This window comes from Paenibacillus sp. FSL H7-0331 (assembly GCF_001956045.1).
Map to the genome: position 1 here is coordinate 113540 of NZ_MRTH01000014.1, position 17667 is coordinate 131206.

Consider the following 17667-nt stretch of genomic DNA (forward strand, 5'->3'; position numbering starts at 1 on the left):
TCATTTACGTTCAAATTCTCGTTTATTCAGTTTGTAAAACTGGAAAATATAAATGATCGATGTTAAAAAGGATACCGCGATGACTAACCATAAATAAAGCTCTGCCAAGGGTAATTCAAAAATGATGAGCATAATAGCCACATAATATAAAACCGTTGTTAATTTACCCATAGCGTTAGCCGGAACGGTCTGCTTGCCACGAAAATGGAAAATGGCCGAGCCGATAATCATTCCCGCCTCACGTACAAACATGGCAATAGCTGCTTCTAACGAAATCATTCCAGAGTAAACCAATGATAAAAGTACGGTAATCATCATCGATTTATCCGCAAGCGGATCCAACATGCTGCCGAGTGGGGTGACCAGATTGCGGCTGCGTGCTATGTAGCCATCCAATACATCCGTCAAGCCTGCGACCAGCAAGACAAGAAAAGCTGTACGCATATAACCAGCTTCAAAAACCAGTATGTACAGGGGGATTAATAAAAAACGGCATAGTGTTAACAGGTTCGGTAAGTTCCGCACGTAAATGATGCCCTCCCCCCACAAGACGTTGATCCTTTCCATTTATTATACCGTTGTTGCAACAAAAATAAAACTCCCTGGCTAGGGAGTCAGAAGTCAAGCTATTCAAGTCTCGGCAAATACCAAATCGTACAGGTGGCGCCAAGTATCAATCTCGTATACCTCGTCCATCGGTTGTTTACCTATATATACGTAACCGATGACCAAACCAATGCCAAGAGCGACTATACACAATAAAGGAATGCCGATCCATTGCAAGGCAAGAACAACCCAGCGTCTTCGTTTCTTGCGCACTTTCGCTTTCTTTTTGGGAGCTGGCGCTGGTGCTGGAGCCTTTTCATCATTTGCTTCCGCCATATTTACCAACCTCACTTCAAGGGTTCCTGCTAGCCGTTGCGCAAGTTATTCGCAATGCCCATCATCGTATCCGAAGAAGTAACGGCTCGGGAATTTAATTGGAACGCGCGTTGTACTTGAATCAAGTCTGTCATCTCTTCAGATAGAACTACATTGGATTGTTCCAAAAAGCCTTGTTTGATTGTAATAGGATCAACCATATTATTAGCAGCATCAACAGTTTGAAGCACATCCTGCTGGTTGGCCAGACCTGTTGGCAAAGTAAACAAATTATCTCCTAATTGCTGGAGCAGCTGTGGACGAATGACACGCACAAGCTTAATTTGAGCTACTTCAATAGGTGGCGCTGTTTTATCAGCATCATCGTATGCCATGATTCTGCCGTCCGGTTGAATATTCACGCGGTGATTGCTCGGAACCTGAACCGGTTGGTCATCTGCGCCCATTACATAATGTCCATCCTTGGTGGTTAACAGCAAGGTGTTAGGGTCCGCACCAGAGGGGGTAAGCTCAAACGAGCCGTCACGGGTCCATGCCGTCTGTGGAATCAAATTATTGTTGGCATCTCTCGCAAAAGTATTAATTTCATACATACCATTGCCTTCAATCGCTGTGTCCAGAGGGTTCTCCGTAGCCTTCAGGGAGCCCTGCAGCATTGTCATTTGAGCTTGTACGAGCCGTGAGCCCCAGCCTTGGTTATAACCCAAGGGGGAAAGTCTGCCTTCTTTCTCAAAGCCCTTAGGCTGCTGTTTCAAACTGGTAAGAACATCTTGAAAGGAAGCTTCCTTACGTTTGTAACCAGTCGTATTAACATTGGCGATATTATTAGCCAGCATGTCCAGCTTTTGCTGAAGCCCATGCATGGATACGGATGAATTAATCATGGAGTTGTTCATCTTGTTTCCTCCTACCGGCACCGCGCTTCGAACCTGATTGCAGGATTCGATACCGAATATGCTTTCTGTGAAGCCTCGTGATAAAAGCTGGCTTGTTGACACATCCTCATAAGGATGGATTATACACGGCCTACATCATTAACTGCCTTGTCCATACTTCGATCATAAAATTGAACAACCTTCTGATTCGCTTCATAAGCACGTGATGCCGCCATCATGTCCACCATTGATTGACTTGCATCCACATTGGAACGCTCAACAAATCCTTGACGTACTTCTACTTGATCATCCGGATTAACGGCTCTGGCCAAGCCTTCGCTGCCTGCATTAAGTCGGTACAAGCCATTTCCTTCACGTACCAGTTGGTTAGGGTCCTCAACACGGCTAATTAGTAGATTCAACGGTTGATTATTTGCATTTTGCAATAACAAACCATCGGAATTTGTGAACTGTCCAAGCTTCGTAATACGAAAATTGGTTACAGGCGTTTGTGTTGCAGGATCCAGCAGCAGGATTGGCTGCCCATCTCCTCCCAATACCCGATAACCATCCGGGGTAATGAGTTGGCCTGTCCCATCTACAGACAGCTTCCCATTTAGTGAAAAACGCTGCTCACCGTTATCGTTAAGGATTGTAAAGAAGGCTTGTGGCTGAATCGTCCGCTGTCCGTTGGCATCTACGTATTTACCCGATGCATCGAACGTCGCTCCTGGCAATTGAATGTTCGAAACCAGCGCAAAGTCAAACGGATTGTTCGTCTCCTGCATATCCCCCTGTGTGTGCAAGGCGATATTCTCCTCTGCCATCACACCTGTATTCAGACGACCAACAGGTACAGCACCGGGCTCACCCAGGCCATTATTGATTCGCGAAATCAACATCTCGGGAAATGAACGATTAATTCCGTACCCTTGCTTAAAGCCTGGCGTATTGATATTCGCGATGTTATTGGTCACAATATCATGTTTCCGCTGCTGCGAGATCATGGCAGATGCAGCAGTGTATAGTCCTCTTAACATCGAGGCTCCCCCTTATAGGCTGGCAATTTGGTGTGAAGGCAATTTCGATCAAAATTTACGCTTGACTACTTTATCCAGGTTGTCCAGCATAATACCCGTCCCTTTGACGACGCAATGCATAGGATCCTCAGCTATCAAAACAGGAACCTTCAGCTCGTCCGCCAGCAATTGATCAATACCATGCAGCAGTGCCCCACCGCCAGTAAGAATGACGCCACGATCAATAATATCAGCCGACAGCTCTGGAGGCGTTCGCTCTAACACGCTTTTTGCCGATGCAACAATCGAAGAAACCGGATCCCATAGTGCCTCGTAAATCTCTTCCGAGTTAATAGTAATGGTTAACGGCAGGCCACTGACCATGTCTCTGCCACGTATATCCATCGATTCCCGGCGGCCGCTTGGATACACAGTTCCGATTCTGATTTTAATATCCTCTGAAGTACGTTCCCCTATGAGGAGTTTGTACTTGGTCTTCACATACTTCATAATCGTCGAGTCAAACATGTCGCCTGCTACTTTCACCGAAGAAGAGGTAACGATGTCTCCCATCGATAATACGGCAACATCTGTAGTTCCGCCGCCAATATCCACAACCATGTTGCCGCTGGGTTGAAAAATATCCATGCCTGCTCCAATAGCTGCTGCCTTCGGCTCTTCTTCCAAAAACACCTCGCGAGCTCCACTTCGTTCTGCGGCCTCACGAATCGCTTTTTGCTCTACAGATGTAATATTGGTAGGGGCACAAATGAGGATTCTGGGATGACTGAACCATTTTTTGCCCCCTACTTTATTAATAAAATGCTTCAACATGGTTTCTGTAATTTCAAAATCGGCAATAACGCCGTCCCTAAGCGGGCGAATGGCGATAATATTCCCTGGTGTACGTCCCACCATGCGGAATGCTTCTTCACCGACAGCCAACACCCGCTTTGTATCGCTTTCTATTGCGACGACAGACGGCTCATCCAGCACAACTCCGCGTCCCTTCACATGAATAAGGACGTTCGCTGTCCCTAGATCGATGCCAATATCCTTGCTTAACATTGAAAAGTTCCTCCCTAAACAAAACCGTCCATCCTCGAAAAGAAGCGGTATTCCTATTATAACCGTTATCTCAACTAATTTCGCTATTAAATTGCAAATTCCTCTTTTTTTATATCATTTTTATCGACAAAACCTGCTTCTTTTATTAGACGTGTTTTTGGGAGGTTTTTCATGACTTTCAGTTCCCTGATTATTTGGCTGTTACAAGCTTGTCATGCGATTTCGGATTACGGGTTTTGCGATATTTAATCTTGGTGGCTTCTCCTCCCCGCAGGTGACGAATCGATTTGTGATACTCCAGAATGTGTTTTACCTGATTAGCCAGATCGGGATTAATCTCTGGTAAACGCTCTGTCAGGTCTTTATGCACCGTGCTTTTTGAAACACCAAATTCCTTTGCAATGGTGCGAACCGTGTGCTTCGTTTCCACTAGGCAACGTCCGATTTTAATGGTTCGCTCTTTGATGTAATCGTGCACTCCCCTCGCCTCCCTACTCGAGTCAGTTTGGTACATTATATGAGGGGAGCTAGCTTATATTCTCTGTTTCCAAGCGTGACAAGCTTTATATGACCATTATTTTCAAAAAAAGCGCTAAAAATAAAAAAAGAGCGCAATTGCGCTCCAAGAAACACTCATTTATGCTGGGAATTAATGCTCGCTAAAGAAGGGATCCGGATTCACAGCAGGGCCGCCCTGGCCTTGACGAACTTCAAAGTGAAGGTGCACACCCTGATCTTTTTCCAATTCATTGCGGCCTGCCTTGGCGATGACATCGCCTTTTTTGACGTCAGCATCCTTAGCGACCTTCAACTCATTCAAGCTTTGGTATACGGTCACAAGGCCATTGCTGTGCGTAATTTCAATCAGGTTGCCGACGATTGGATTTTTCTCTACTGCCGTTACCTTGCCGCTCATAGCTGCGACTACATCAAAGGGCTGATTGTCGGGTTGGGCATAATCGATACCCATGTGTGGAGTGAAGGTATCCCCGTACTCAACCATAGCAGCCTGGCGCACTTCGCTAGAAGCTTTACTGTCAAAGAAAGGCAGGGTTATTTCCAGCTCGCCCGCTTCTTTAAAAGGCCTCTGCATCGTTTCTGTGGCTACGTTGACTGGCAGCGTTTCAGGCTTCATTACGTTTTCGGTTACTGTCGATTTGGCTATATCCTGCCCGACCCCGAACTCGCCTTTGAGAACCGATTTGCCGGCGTCTTGATAAACCCACATTAACGTTAAGATAATTGCCGCCGCTGCCATGTAGGTTGCTGGAAATACCCATTTTTTGGACAACAATCTTTTCCACGAAAATGCTGCATTGCCTTGCGCTCCCGTGTTTGATTTAGGAGCTTCTTGCTTGGTCTGTAAATCTCTTTTTTGATCACTCATAGACTATCACCTCGCTAACCATTGTTGCCACGGTTGCGAGTTTTATACGCGAGACTACTATTTTTTTTGCGAATTATTTCCTTTTGAGAAGTTTGCAGCTTCGCCCAGTTCAATTCCGGTATAAAAGTATTTGACGATCTCTTCGGCCTTACGTCCCTCAAGGGCCATCCCTTGTGCCCCCCATTGGCTCATACCCACGCCATGGCCGTAACCAAAAGTCGTGATCTGCAAGCGCTCCCCTTGCCAGCTCCACTGGAATTGGGATGAATTCAATCCAAGCTTTTCGCGCACTTCACGCCCGCTCAACGCCTTGCCTGCAATCCGCAGCTTCTTGATACGGTGCCCTTGGGACAGCTCTACAACCTGCAAGCCGCTGCCACTACCCGTAGAAACAGAGAGTGTGCTGCTAATGCCCAGCTTACTTCTTAAAACAGCCGCCGACATCTCGACGGTTTCCTTGAAACGTGGTGAGAGCGTTCGGTCCCACGGGCTTGGCACACTGCGCAAATAGGGAATATACGAATTCCAGTAATCTTCCGAATTTTCCGTATACCCGTTGCTGGTAGAGAAAAAATTGGCTTCAATTGGCTTCCCATCATAGGTTAGAATAACTCCCTCTGTTTCCCGAATGGCCTGGTCGAGCTTGTCCGAATTACCCTCATACAGTGATCCCCAGCGTGCTTTGAGCTCGAGATCACTCACATAAACCTGATGATTGATCGTATCGGTTACCAGAGCTTCACCGGGCGGCAGGTTGCCCATCTCCTGCTCAACCTGCTTGCGAATAATATAGGTACGAGCAGCCATCGCCTGAGCTTTTAACGCCTCTAACTCGAATTCTATGGGCATTTCCGCAGCCAATACCCCTCGTACATATGTTTCTAGCGGCAGTGACTCTACCTTTTTCTCCTTTGTGAGATAGACTGGGATATACAGCGACGACGATCCCTGTCGATAGACGGATGGCATCGATGGGTCAGTCTCGGCAGTTGGATTAGCCGATATGACAGATGGCATCGACACCGACGCACTATTTTTCCAGAGGATAGAAGGCGCCGCTACGACTACTGCAACAAAGCTGGACAAACACAGGAGCGCTAGGCGAATTGCTTTCTTTGGGTCCAAGGCTTGTCCCTCCATCTTTTGTCAACTCCAAGATCACTGAGCCTGAAACTCTGCTTAGTCACCTCATTGTATGAATCAAAAAGATAGAATAGAACAAGCCTTGTGCAAAGAAAAGACCCTCTCCTTAAACCGGAAAGAGTCTCACTTCGTAAACGCTATGCGCAATTAAGCTAATATCGGGCTGACTGAGAATAGCTGCAGCTCTTCTTCTTCCTCTACAGGAACTACTTTATGGGATAAGCACTGAATATCGGCACCCAGCTGCTGTAGCTTATAGGCGATATCCACGTAACCCCGATCAATATGATGGACTCCTGTAACTTCCGTCTCTCCATCTGCGGCAAGCGCTGCCAGAATCAAAGCAGCTCCGGCACGCAGGTCAGTCGCACAAACCTTGGCTCCCTGCAGTCTACTGCCTCCGCTAATAACAGCGGTTCGTCCATCCACCTTGATTTGAGCGTTCATGTTAACCAACTGCTCAACATGCATGAAACGATTTTCAAACACAGTTTCTGTAACAATGGCCGTACCATCAGCCGTTAGTAGTAAGGCCATCATCTGGGACTGCATATCGGTAGGAAATCCTGGATACGGCAATGTTTTCACATCTACGGCCCTGAGTGGCTTGTCGGTAAATACACGTAATCCGTTCTCGTCTTCCTCAATCTGGACTCCCATTTCTTGCAGCTTGGAGATGATCGGACGTAAATGATCGGCAATGGCTCCTTCAATAAACAAATCGCTTCGTGTAATAGCCGCAGCGACCATATATGTACCTGCTTCGATCCGGTCCGGAATTACCGTATGTACAGCGCCTTTAAGCTTATCCACGCCATCAATCCGGATCAATCCGGTACCAGCACCACGAATCGTTGCACCCATCGCATTTAAATAATTAGCCAAGTCAACGATTTCAGGCTCCTTGGCCGCATTCTCGATCGTTGTTGTCCCTTCAGCCAAGGTTGCTGCCATCATAATATTCTCGGTAGCTCCTACACTGGCTACATCCAGATAAATTTTGGCGCCTTTCAGTCTTCCTTGCACTCTGGCTTCAATATAGCCTTGACCAAGCTCAATTTCCGCCCCCATCGCTTCAAAGCCTTTCAAATGCTGATCGATTGGACGCGTACCAATCGCGCATCCGCCAGGGAGTGAAATTCTCGCCTGTCCCATGCGGGTTAATAAAGGACCCATGACCAAAAATGAAGCCCTCATTTTACGTACCAGTTCATAGGATGCTTCACAAGTACGAATATTTTGTGCATTAATACGTATCGTTTCGTTATGGTATTCAACTTCAATTCCGATACTTTCCAGAACGCTATTAATCACAATAACGTCATCAAGAGGAGGCGCATCATGGATAACGCTATCTCCCTCTATACCCAGAATTGAGGCTGCGATAATCGGCAGGACGGCATTTTTAGCCCCATGTATTTTGACTCTGCCTGACAATCGTCGGCCGCCGCGGACAATAATTCTGTTCATCATGGTCCCCCTCTGCGCTGTTTTCTATGCAAGCTTTGTCTAGTTTAGCATTGAACCTGCAGCGTGTAAATTTGATTTATCTATCTGATCTGTAAGATAGGATTCGAAACCAACTAAAAATTTAAGGTCGCTATACTAACCATTGTTGACAAATTCCACCTTGTTTATGCGGAATTCGACTCAAAACATCCCTGGAAGCCAGGTGGACCAATGGAAATAATCAATAATAAATTTGGCAACCTGATAGCCCAATGCAATAGAAAGTAAAATTTGCAGCAGCTTGGCCTGCATGCCTCTGGGTCTTTTCAATATTCGTTCCAACTGCAGCTCTTGCAGCGCCCACCAGGAGAATCCTATGCAGAACAAAGCAATAAAGATGTTCAGTAAGCCATTCATACCAAGTGAAGAATTCATTTGTTCCACATAATCCATGTGAGGACTCCTTTATTACAATCTAGATCTATTCATTCGCTTAAGAACGGTTACCGTAGTATTTGCGTCAGCATGGTGATGAACTCAGCACGTGTGGCTTGTTGGTCAGGACGAAAGGAACCATTAGCGTAACCACCAATCCATCCTCCAGCTTTCATTTGCCTCAATATGCCGACGCCCCAATACTGGTCGTCCACATCGGTAAAAGGCACTGCACCTCGCTGATTGCCCGTTATATTCATGCTCCGCGCCATCATAGAGGTCATTTCCATTCGGCTGATCGGTTGGTCAGGAGCAAACGAACGGTCCGGATAGCCATCGATAATGCCTCGCCCTGCTGCACGAGCGATCCAATCATATGCCCAGTGTTTAGTTGTAAGATCCGTATAAGCAATAGTTTTGGACTGCGTTAGCTGAAAGGCACGCCCCAATATCGCGGTCGCTTCAGCACGTGTGATCGTTTGGTCCGGTCGAAATGTGTAATTATCATAACCATTGACGATCTGCTTGGCGCTCATAGAAAGAATTGCATCCTGTGCCCAATGTCCGCGAATATCTGAAAATCCTCCTGTTAACGGCTTAGCATTTACAATGAATTGGTAGAGACTGCGGTCAAATGGTTGGTTCGCACTCAGCTTCACATAATACGTTCCCGCTGATAAGCGCTGTGCTGCCCTAATTTCAAGTGTTCCATCCGTATTATACACAGGCTTCAAGGCCCCATCAAATAGGGATAAAAACATCGTCGAGCCATCCGGAATATCCGTGAGCTCGATCTGGGTCGTGCTCTCCTCATCCAGCTTGAATTGAAACCAGTCCAGATCATCCACTTTATCAATTAAACCATAATAGGCTGTGCCTAAGGAAACCGTCGTTGCCTGATAAGATCGATTGTTCGGCTCATTCGGATCCATTTGCTTGACATCATAGTTAATTTTCAACGTGTATTCGCCTGCAATAGGAAATGCGTAGTCCTTCACGTTCGTAACCCGGATATAATAATTTCCCGGAAATACTTGAGGAAGAATCAAGGATTCCGAGCCCCCATCCTCGTTCTCGTCCACCGTATAGGCTTTTTCGCCTTGCTTTTGCACGAACAGCACCAGATCCATTCTTGCCGTATCCGCGCTGACTTCAATACTCAAGCTACCTGATTGCTCAACAGGAAATTCAAACCAGTCTTGATCCTCATTTTGATGAAAGGTGCCGGTCAGACTCTGACTTTTGGATGGCAGCACGTAAGCTTTGAACTGTCGGTCATTATCTTCAAATTGATCACGATAAATTTGAAAAGCAGTTGTAAGCTTGTAAGGAACCTCCTGCTTCCAATTGCGATTAGCGAGCTGAAGCAGCACATAGCTGCGACCCTTATTTACTTTCAGATCAATTGGAGTACCCGGAACCGCCGTCACACTGGTAAAGGCGCCGGTAACATCTGTATGCTGTACAGCAACCTGCTGGTCCGCAGCTAAATCAAACGTCAGTTGAACAGTTCCATCATAAGGAGCATCAAAGTAAAACCAATCCGGATCGGAACCGTCCGAGAAGGAAGCCGTCAGCATCTTGCTTATGGATATCGATTTAGCCTGATCCTTGCGGTTGTTGGGCTCATACATATCCAGCAGCGGCGCTTCACTGACAGCACGATCCGCACGCAGCAAGCCATAACCTGTGGAAGCGTTCCAGCCAGGTGATCCCAGATTATCTGCCGTCTGTCTGAGCAGCTGACGAATTTGGTAAGCTTTCAGCTCAGGGTGCCGACTCCACGCCAGAGCTGCAACAGCTGCTGCCTGAGGCGCAGCCATGGAGGTACCATCCTTATATTCATACGAACCTCCAAGAGCTGTTGTAAACACATCCCAAGGGGCTACCAGATCAATCTCCATTCCTTTGTTAGAACGGGCATCTGCTACACGGTCTGCTGTCATCCCCCCAACAGCCAATACGGTAGCGTAGGCAGCCGGATACTTGACACTGTTACCTTCATTCCCCGTTGCCGCTACCAGTAGTACATCATGTTCCTCCGCATATTTGACAGTTTCGCTCATGAGGGTGGAATACTTATTTAATCCGAGAGATAACACGACAATCTTGGCACCATGATCAACTGCGTATCGAATCCCTTCAGCAAGCTTAGCCTCGCCGCCAGAACCATCCGACTCCAACGCTTTAATCGGCATGATTTGAGCTTTCCACAAAATACCGGTAATTCCCATGTCATTATTTCCTGCTGCAGCAACTACCCCTGCAACATTCGTGCCATGACCATTATCATCCTGCGGTGTTCGTTTACTATTGATCAGATTTACTCCAGGAACAAGGTTAGACACGAGATCAGGATGTTTTAAATCAACACCTGTATCGACAATAGCAATTGTAATGGTATTGTTCTCCTTAACTGTGTCCCAGGCTTCCTCAGCGTGGATTTGTTTTAAATAGGACTGCTTTACCGCTAAAGGATCATCACCGCTAGCAGCAATGGTGACAGCTTGCTCTTCTCCATGAATAATACCTGAGAATGAGGTGAACAGAGCAACTCCAATAATACAATGTAGCAGCTTCACGATGACTTGTTTAAGAAGCATATCCTTGATTCCTTTTCCTTCATTATGGTGTAGCCTTCTTGTATTCGATAGTGAGATATGATTTACCTGCCTTGATTGAAGAAAAAGGGATAGTAAATAGTGGAGGTTTTATGAACATTACATGCTGGTAATTACCCAAGAGACTCCTTCAGCAAACAGGTGGACTCGAATTATCTTTACAGCTGTTAATGCTCTTTCCAGGTAGTACCTAATGTCTCTGCTTTTATGGAGATGAAAGCTCTGAAATGAACAACGAATTGGTCCATATACAAGCAATAAAAAATAGCCCGGCAAGCGCGCAAATTGCGCAGCTACCGGGCTTGAATTCCTAACCAGACAGGATTAGCCTATGAACAGCAAATCCTGAGTTAGCGTAAATATTTGTTCAATCCAGTTCAGTACCCATTGCGGCACAGCCCCCATGACAATACTGGCTGCAACGCACAGCCACAGCGTAATACCGAGCGGCCATGTAATGAATACCTCACGTGATTCCATATCACCACGCATGAACATTTGACGAATCAATCCGAAGTAATAGTAATAGGAGACGACACTCGTCCCGATCATCACCGCGGCCAGCCAATAATTGTGTGTTTGCAAGGTTCCAAGTAAAATGTACAGCTTTCCGAAAAATCCACCCGATATCGGCAGTCCCGCCAAACTAAGCACGAGAAACACAGTACCCACTGCCGTCGCTGGTGCCCGATAGTACAACCCTGCAAGACCACTCGTTGTCTCATCACCTGTAGAATGCTCGATAATCATCACGACAGCAAAGATTCCGATGTTCATAAAGAGGTAGGCAATCAAGTAAAAGGTGAACTCCGAAAAGTTGGAGAAATGGACATCAGAGAAGTAGATTGCCAGCGGTACCAACAGATAACCGGAATTGGCAACGCCTGAATATGCCAGCAGTCGCTTCATATTCGTTTGACGAAGCGCTGTAAAATTACCCATGACCATCGCAAGCGCTGCAACCACCATTAACGATAGCAGCACATCTCCATGAATCGGCAGTTGACTCAAAGGCCCTACTGCAAATACCACATACAAGATGCGGAAGGTGATGGCAAAGGCAGCAGCCTTCGACACGACAGCGAGAAAAGCTGTAACCGGCGTAGCCGCCCCTTGATACACATCAGGAGCCCACATATGAAAGGGTGCCGCGGCGATTTTGAATCCAAAGCCTGCCAGCAGCAGGAAAAATGAAACATAGATCAATGGCAGCAGATCTGCCGCATTTTGACCGATTGCATTGCGAATTTCCACAATATTGGTCGATCCGGACATCCCGTATAAAAAAGACATTCCGTATAAAATAATAGCCGAGGAAATTCCGCCAAGTACCATATATTTAAAGGCACCTTCGTTGGCCCGTAGATCTTTTTTGCGCATCGCGACCAAGATGTAAGAGGTAATGCTCAGCAGTTCAAGGCCGACAAATAGGGTAATCAGATCCCCTGAGGAGGCCATGATCATACCACCTAATGTTGCCGGAAGCAGCAAATAGAAAAACTCGCCAATATGCGGGATTTCACGTTCTTTGATCAGGCCGATACTCATAAAGGTAACAAAGCCCGCTCCTGTAAGTAGGATCAGCTTAATGATATTGGCAAAATCATCAATTCTATAGCTGAGACCAAGCAGCTGCTTCGGTTCTGCAGGCTGAAGGAAGCTAATGACAAAGCCTATAGAAATGAGGATACTCGCCAAGGATAACCAGCCCAGCATGGTTCGATTGATTCGCTTAGGCAGCACCAGATCCAGCAACGATAATACCACCGCAGCAATAACCAGAGTCAACTCCGGTGTCATATATCCAAGATCGCTCCATTGGAGATGTAGTTGTTCCACCGGTCTAGCCCCCTGTCTTTGCTATTGTATGGATAAATTGATCGAAGCCATTAACGGTTTGATGCAGAGGTTCACTGAGCACGGCTGGATAAATGCCCAATACGACGATAAAAGCAACCAGCGTGATCATCGGGATTGCCTCCACTAACCGCGCATCGCGAATACCTTCGGGCAACACCTTGGTCGGGCCGTAGGTAATACCCAGAACCCCTCGTAAAATGTAAACAGCCGTAAAAATAACACCCAGCGTTCCAACCACGGTAAGAATCTTCGCTGTTTGAAATAAGCCGACAAACACAAGAAATTCACTGATAAAACCAGATAATCCTGGCAGACCGAGTGAAGCCATACCGGATACTAACAAAATTCCCGATATAAAGGGCACCGTTCTCGCCAAGCCGCCAAGCTCATCCAGCATCGTTGTTTTCGTTCGTTCATAGATAGCACCCACGAGTAGAAACATAAGCGCCGAGATCAAGCCATGGGACACCAGTTGAAAAACTGCGCCTTCCATCCCAATCGTATTAAACGCAGCGATACCGAGCAGCACAATACCCATATGGCTTATACTCGAGTAGGCCAGCACCAGCTTGAAATCCTTTTGTACAAAAGCCAGAATAGCCCCATACAAAATGTTAACGACGCCGAGCACAGCCAGCACTGTCGCCCATGCCGTCGCCTGCTCCGGAAAGAGCAGAATCCCGAAGCGGATTAGCCCAAAAGCCCCCATCTTCAGCAAAATACCGGAGTGGATCATGACAATAGAAGGTGGTGCCTCCGTATGCACCTTGAGCATCCAGGTGTGGAAAGGGAAAATCGGCAGCTTAATGCCGAACGCAACCAACAGCATAATGAACAAGGTCCATTTCATGCCAGCACCCATATAGAACGGATTAGCCTCTATATCCGCCTGGTTCACAGGAGAGTCTGCAGATTCGAACAGATGATTCGTGATGACGCTAATATCCCCGCTGTAATATATGGAAGTCCCTGTCTCATTCGAGATCTGTCCAAAGCCCGCCGTGCTGACAAGAATCAGGAAAGCAATCAGCATGATGGCTGAGCCAACCCCATTGTAGATCAGAAATTTATTAGCCGCTCTTTCGCGATCCATGTATCCCCATATCCCAATAAGAAAGAACATCGGAATAATCGTAATCTCAAAAAACACGAAGAACAAGAACAAATCCTGAGCCATAAACACACCGAACATCCCGGTCTCGAGCAGCAAAAATAAAATATAATACGACTTCCAACGTTTTTTGATATACACCGAAGCAAGTGCGGCCATCGAGGCAACCAGTGCTGTCAAAAAGACGAGCGGCAAGGAAAGACCATCAACCGCCATCACATACTTAAATTCAAAGAAAAATGAAGTGATCCCGTTTAATACCTCGTGATTTAGCGGTACTTGAATCCAACTTAATTCCTCTTTGAATTGCATACCCGCCACCTGTTGATTAAAAGCCGCGTACAACCACGCGGACAACCCCAGTGGGATAAGTGTCGTGATGATCGCAATGGTTTTGATCCAAAACCCTTGATTTTTGGGCACAAATAGAAGTATTAGAACACCAATCAGTGGTGAAAAAGCAATGAGCGATAAGAGGTGCAAGCTATCCGGCATTAATGAACCTCCTTCCGGCTATAGCCAGGATCAAGATAAGCAGACCCAACAGCGTTGCAAGCCCGTAGGTTTGTACATGTCCGTTTTGTAGACGCGAGCCTACCCTGCCTACGCCGACCACCGAAAAGCTTATCAATCGAACAATACCATCTACCACATACACATCAAATAGGTGGAGCAGACTGCCAAGGCTTTTGAGCGGCTCTACGAATACAGCATGGTAAATTTCGTCGATATAATATTTACGCTGTAGTAAACGAACGAGCCACGGCGCGCGGCTGGATACGGCATCGCTTGGAATCGACCGCTTGATATAGACCAAATAACCAAGTCCGATCCCCAATAAACCGACCAGCGTGGACAGCACCATCACGACGATATTGGCATGTTCCGCCTCTGCATGTCCGCTTAGCCAGGTACCGAGCCATGGACTGAATGGTGTAAACACGAATCCGGCAACTACAGCCAGTACAGCCAAAACAATCAATGGCAGCGTCATACTTGTAGGAGACTCATGCAGCTTGGTTTGATTCCGTGGCTTGCCCATGAATACAAGGAAGAACAATCTTGACATATAGAATGCGGTGAAAAACGCAGCGATAAGCCCTACCCAAAATAATGGCATATTGTGCGAGTACGCTTCGGACAATATAGCATCCTTCGACCAGAATCCAGACAAAGGAGGAATACCGGATAGCGCAAGCGTTCCGATCCCAAACGTCCATGCGGTAACCTTCATTTTACTGCCGACTCCGCCCATTTCATGGATGTCTTGTGTATGGACAGCATGAATGACACTTCCAGCCCCAAGAAACAATAGGGCTTTAAAGAAGGCATGCGTCAGTAAATGAAAAATACCGGCTGTATAAGCCACTGACGTTCCGATTCCAAGAGCCATCATCATATATCCGAGCTGGCTGACTGTGGAATAAGCAAGAATACGCTTAATATCATTTTGCGCTGTACCAATAGTTGCGGCAAAAATAGCCGTAAAGCCACCGACACATGCCACGACCAGAAGCGCTGTTGGCGAAGCCTGGAATATGTCAAACGTTCTGGCAACCAAATATACACCGGCTGCAACCATCGTCGCCGCGTGAATCAAGGCGCTGATTGGCGTTGGCCCTTCCATAGCATCGGGAAGCCAAGTATGAAATGGAAATTGCCCCGATTTTCCCGCAGCACCCACAAAGATCAGAATGGCAATCAGTGTAGCTGTGCCACCGGAAATTTTACCAGTAGTAAATGCATTATGAATCGAGGTGAAATCCATTGCGTGATTTGGCATTGCCCAGAATAACAGCAATATCGCGATCAGCAGCCCGACATCGCCAATCCGTGTAACGATAAAAGCTTTTTTCGCAGCAGCGCGCGCCTCCGGTTTGAAGTACCAGAAACCGACAAGCAGGAACGAACATACCCCAACAAGCTCCCAAAATATGTACAGTTCGATCAGATTTTCCGAAATGACCAGACCCAGCATAGAGAAGGTGAACAGCGCTATGTAAGCAAAAAATACATTTATTCGCTCGTCACCGTGCATGTATCCCTTGGAATACAGGTTCACAAGCAAGCTAACCAAGGTCACAATAACCAGCATTAGCGCATTTAAATTTGTGATTTCGAATCCCATTGTGAGGGAACCCGTTCCGAGCTTAATCCACTGCAGCTTGTTCCACGTATAATCTTCGATATTGCCACCCAAACGCTCGATAAAAATCATCAGGGAAACTACAAAGGAAGCGAAGATGGCAACAATACTGATGTAGGCTCCTGCATCTTTCAATTGACGACCAACAGCAGTCATAATCAAAAAAGAAAGCAACGGAAACAACGGGATAAGCCAGGCGTACTGTGAGTAGGCCGATACCATGAATTTAAGTCCTCCTTCAAGCTTGCACAGCAAGCTACATCGAAAGCGTTACTTCAAGCTTGCTTTAGCAAGCTCACGTCGAAAGCGTTATGAACCCCATTAACAACGTCTTATCGTTTTAACGAATTCATTTCATTAACATCCGTTGTGCCTCTGTTGCGATAGTACGTGATCAAAATCGCTATGCCAACCGCAACCTCTGCTGCCGCGACAGATATACTGAACAAAGAAAAAATCTGTCCCGTTAAGTTAGGATGTATCCCGAGCTTGGAGAACGCGACCAGATTTAAATTGACCGCGTTGAGCATCAGTTCAATCGACAGCAGCACGATCAACGCATTCTTTTTGGACAAAGCGCCATAGAGCCCTATACAGAACAAAATAGCCGCCAGTGTCAAGTAAGGTATCGCTAATCCACTCATTCCACTCACGATTAATCCTCCTCCCTTTTGGCTACAACAATAGCTCCGATAAAAGACACCGTCAGCAGCACAGACATAATTTCGAACGGAATGACATGTTGCGTGAACAGCAGCCTCCCGATTTCCAGCGTGTTGTCTGCTACGTCTTTGAATTCACCTGTGGGCATCATTGTATTTTGGATGGCGTAGAACAGGACACCGAACAACCCTGCTGCCCCGATGAAGAGCAGCGTATTGTACACAGGCCGTTTCGGTTCGATCTCTTCACCCTGATGCTTGGTCATCATAATCCCGAATATCATCAGGATCGAAATGGCGCCTGCATAAATCAACACCTGCACGAAAGCGACAAACTCGGCATTCAGAATGACATACAACCCAGCCATACTAATAAACGTCATTGCAATAGCTACGACCATATGCACAACCTTTGTGAAGCTCAGCATAAAGATCGCACCGCCGATAGCCATTAAAGCAAAGATGAAAAAGGCAATGTTCTCGCCGCTGGACAAAAAAGTCCCCATATTGCTCAACATGCTACTTAGCCCCGCCTTTCGGAAGCGCTGAATTGTTTTCCTTCCGCACATTCACATTGTTTTCGTTTAACCATGCCATATTTTTAAAAAGATCGTCACGGCTGTAAGCACTAAGCTCAAAGTTATTGGTCATGACAATAGCCTCTGTCGGGCATACCTCTGTACACAAATCGCACAAAATACAAAGCTCGAAATTAATATCGTACGTATCGATGACCTTGCCCTTTTTCTCCGGATCCGGATTGGCTTTACCTGTTAACGTAATACATTCGGTTGGACAAATACGGGCACATTGGTTGCACACAATACATTTTTCCGGATCAAAATGTTGAATTCCCCGAAACCGGTCCGGCATCTTTATCGGTACTTCAGGGTACGCATAGGTTACTTTTTTTTGTGTCATGCTTTTGAGGGTAACTCCAAGCCCTTTAATTATTCCTTTCATCAATTCTCACCCTTCCTATTTGAAGAAATACACCGACTGCAAGGGC

Annotated in this window: 17 protein-coding genes; all 17 read right to left on the bottom strand. The window is 46.5% G+C overall.

Annotated features, from left to right (window positions below; all coding sequences use genetic code 11):
• Positions 1–525 (bottom strand): CDP-alcohol phosphatidyltransferase family protein, encoded by a 525-nt coding sequence (locus BK127_RS21225; protein ID WP_076233521.1) that lies wholly within the window; start codon positions 523–525, stop codon positions 1–3.
• Between the two features lie 105 nt (positions 526–630).
• A complete protein-coding gene (locus BK127_RS21230; protein WP_076233522.1) occupies positions 631–882 on the bottom strand; it encodes a DNA-directed RNA polymerase subunit beta in 252 nt (83 codons plus the stop codon).
• Positions 883–911: 29 nt separating this feature from the next.
• Complete coding sequence (locus BK127_RS21235; protein ID WP_076233523.1) at positions 912–1778, bottom strand: flagellar hook-basal body protein; 867 nt, start codon at positions 1776–1778, stop codon at positions 912–914.
• 119 nt (positions 1779–1897) lie between these two features.
• Positions 1898–2797, bottom strand: coding sequence for a flagellar hook-basal body protein (locus tag BK127_RS21240; protein ID WP_076233524.1), 900 nt, complete (start codon positions 2795–2797; stop codon positions 1898–1900).
• Between the two features lie 48 nt (positions 2798–2845).
• Entirely contained in the window at positions 2846–3844 is a 999-nt protein-coding gene (mreB, locus tag BK127_RS21245; RefSeq protein ID WP_076233525.1) for a rod shape-determining protein, read from the bottom strand.
• A 190-nt stretch (positions 3845–4034) separates the two neighbouring features.
• Positions 4035–4322: a sporulation transcriptional regulator SpoIIID gene (spoIIID, locus tag BK127_RS21250; RefSeq protein ID WP_076233526.1), complete on the bottom strand. Its 288-nt coding sequence runs from the start codon at positions 4320–4322 to the stop codon at positions 4035–4037.
• Positions 4323–4493: 171 nt separating this feature from the next.
• The gene (locus tag BK127_RS21255) at positions 4494–5231 is read right to left on the bottom strand and encodes a M23 family metallopeptidase (protein ID WP_076233527.1); all 738 of its coding nucleotides are present in this window, start codon (positions 5229–5231) and stop codon (positions 4494–4496) included.
• Between the two features lie 57 nt (positions 5232–5288).
• The gene (gene spoIID, locus BK127_RS21260) at positions 5289–6356 is read right to left on the bottom strand and encodes a stage II sporulation protein D (protein WP_256711393.1); all 1068 of its coding nucleotides are present in this window, start codon (positions 6354–6356) and stop codon (positions 5289–5291) included.
• Between the two features lie 165 nt (positions 6357–6521).
• Positions 6522–7844, bottom strand: coding sequence for a UDP-N-acetylglucosamine 1-carboxyvinyltransferase (murA, locus tag BK127_RS21265; protein WP_076233529.1), 1323 nt, complete (start codon positions 7842–7844; stop codon positions 6522–6524).
• 180 nt (positions 7845–8024) lie between these two features.
• On the bottom strand, positions 8025–8276 hold the full coding sequence (locus BK127_RS21270) for a DUF1146 family protein (RefSeq protein WP_076233530.1): 252 nt from the start codon (positions 8274–8276) through the stop codon (positions 8025–8027).
• Between the two features lie 50 nt (positions 8277–8326).
• On the bottom strand, positions 8327–10861 hold the full coding sequence (locus BK127_RS21275) for a S8 family serine peptidase (RefSeq protein WP_076233531.1): 2535 nt from the start codon (positions 10859–10861) through the stop codon (positions 8327–8329).
• A gap of 342 nt (positions 10862–11203) precedes the next feature.
• The gene (locus tag BK127_RS21280) at positions 11204–12679 is read right to left on the bottom strand and encodes an NADH-quinone oxidoreductase subunit N (protein ID WP_083689463.1); all 1476 of its coding nucleotides are present in this window, start codon (positions 12677–12679) and stop codon (positions 11204–11206) included.
• Positions 12680–12722: 43 nt separating this feature from the next.
• On the bottom strand, positions 12723–14345 hold the full coding sequence (locus BK127_RS21285; protein WP_076233533.1) for a complex I subunit 4 family protein: 1623 nt from the start codon (positions 14343–14345) through the stop codon (positions 12723–12725).
• Positions 14335–16218, bottom strand: coding sequence for an NADH-quinone oxidoreductase subunit L (gene nuoL, locus BK127_RS21290; protein ID WP_076233534.1), 1884 nt, complete (start codon positions 16216–16218; stop codon positions 14335–14337). Before nuoL ends, BK127_RS21285 begins: the two co-directional genes overlap by 11 nt.
• A 110-nt stretch (positions 16219–16328) precedes the next feature.
• A complete protein-coding gene (gene nuoK / locus BK127_RS21295) occupies positions 16329–16640 on the bottom strand; it encodes an NADH-quinone oxidoreductase subunit NuoK (protein WP_076233609.1) in 312 nt (103 codons plus the stop codon).
• An 11-nt stretch (positions 16641–16651) separates the two neighbouring features.
• Complete coding sequence (locus BK127_RS21300; RefSeq protein ID WP_076233535.1) at positions 16652–17176, bottom strand: NADH-quinone oxidoreductase subunit J; 525 nt, start codon at positions 17174–17176, stop codon at positions 16652–16654.
• A 1-nt stretch (position 17177) separates the two neighbouring features.
• Positions 17178–17621, bottom strand: a complete 444-nt coding sequence (nuoI, locus tag BK127_RS21305) for an NADH-quinone oxidoreductase subunit NuoI (protein ID WP_076233536.1) — start codon at positions 17619–17621, stop codon at positions 17178–17180.
• Positions 17622–17667: the final 46 nt, after the last annotated feature.

Bases quoted from the DNA above. Each gene is read 5' to 3' on its own strand.
- BK127_RS21230 (WP_076233522.1), bottom strand. From the start codon at position 882: ATGGCGGAAGCAAATGATGAAAAGGCTCCAGCACCAGCGCCAGCTCCC.
- BK127_RS21235 (WP_076233523.1), bottom strand. From the start codon at position 1,778: ATGAACAACTCCATGATTAATTCATCCGTATCCATGCATGGGCTTCAG.
- BK127_RS21240 (WP_076233524.1), bottom strand. From the start codon at position 2,797: ATGTTAAGAGGACTATACACTGCTGCATCTGCCATGATCTCGCAGCAG.
- mreB (WP_076233525.1), bottom strand. From the start codon at position 3,844: ATGTTAAGCAAGGATATTGGCATCGATCTAGGGACAGCGAACGTCCTT.
- BK127_RS21255 (WP_076233527.1), bottom strand. From the start codon at position 5,231: ATGAGTGATCAAAAAAGAGATTTACAGACCAAGCAAGAAGCTCCTAAA.
- murA (WP_076233529.1), bottom strand. From the start codon at position 7,844: ATGAACAGAATTATTGTCCGCGGCGGCCGACGATTGTCAGGCAGAGTC.
- BK127_RS21270 (WP_076233530.1), bottom strand. From the start codon at position 8,276: ATGGATTATGTGGAACAAATGAATTCTTCACTTGGTATGAATGGCTTA.
- BK127_RS21275 (WP_076233531.1), bottom strand. From the start codon at position 10,861: ATGCTTCTTAAACAAGTCATCGTGAAGCTGCTACATTGTATTATTGGA.
- BK127_RS21280 (WP_083689463.1), bottom strand. From the start codon at position 12,679: ATGACACCGGAGTTGACTCTGGTTATTGCTGCGGTGGTATTATCGTTG.
- BK127_RS21285 (WP_076233533.1), bottom strand. From the start codon at position 14,345: ATGCCGGATAGCTTGCACCTCTTATCGCTCATTGCTTTTTCACCACTG.
- nuoL (WP_076233534.1), bottom strand. From the start codon at position 16,218: ATGGTATCGGCCTACTCACAGTACGCCTGGCTTATCCCGTTGTTTCCG.
- nuoK (WP_076233609.1), bottom strand. From the start codon at position 16,640: ATGAGTGGATTAGCGATACCTTACTTGACACTGGCGGCTATTTTGTTC.
- BK127_RS21300 (WP_076233535.1), bottom strand. From the start codon at position 17,176: ATGTTGAGCAATATGGGGACTTTTTTGTCCAGCGGCGAGAACATTGCC.
- nuoI (WP_076233536.1), bottom strand. From the start codon at position 17,621: ATGAAAGGAATAATTAAAGGGCTTGGAGTTACCCTCAAAAGCATGACA.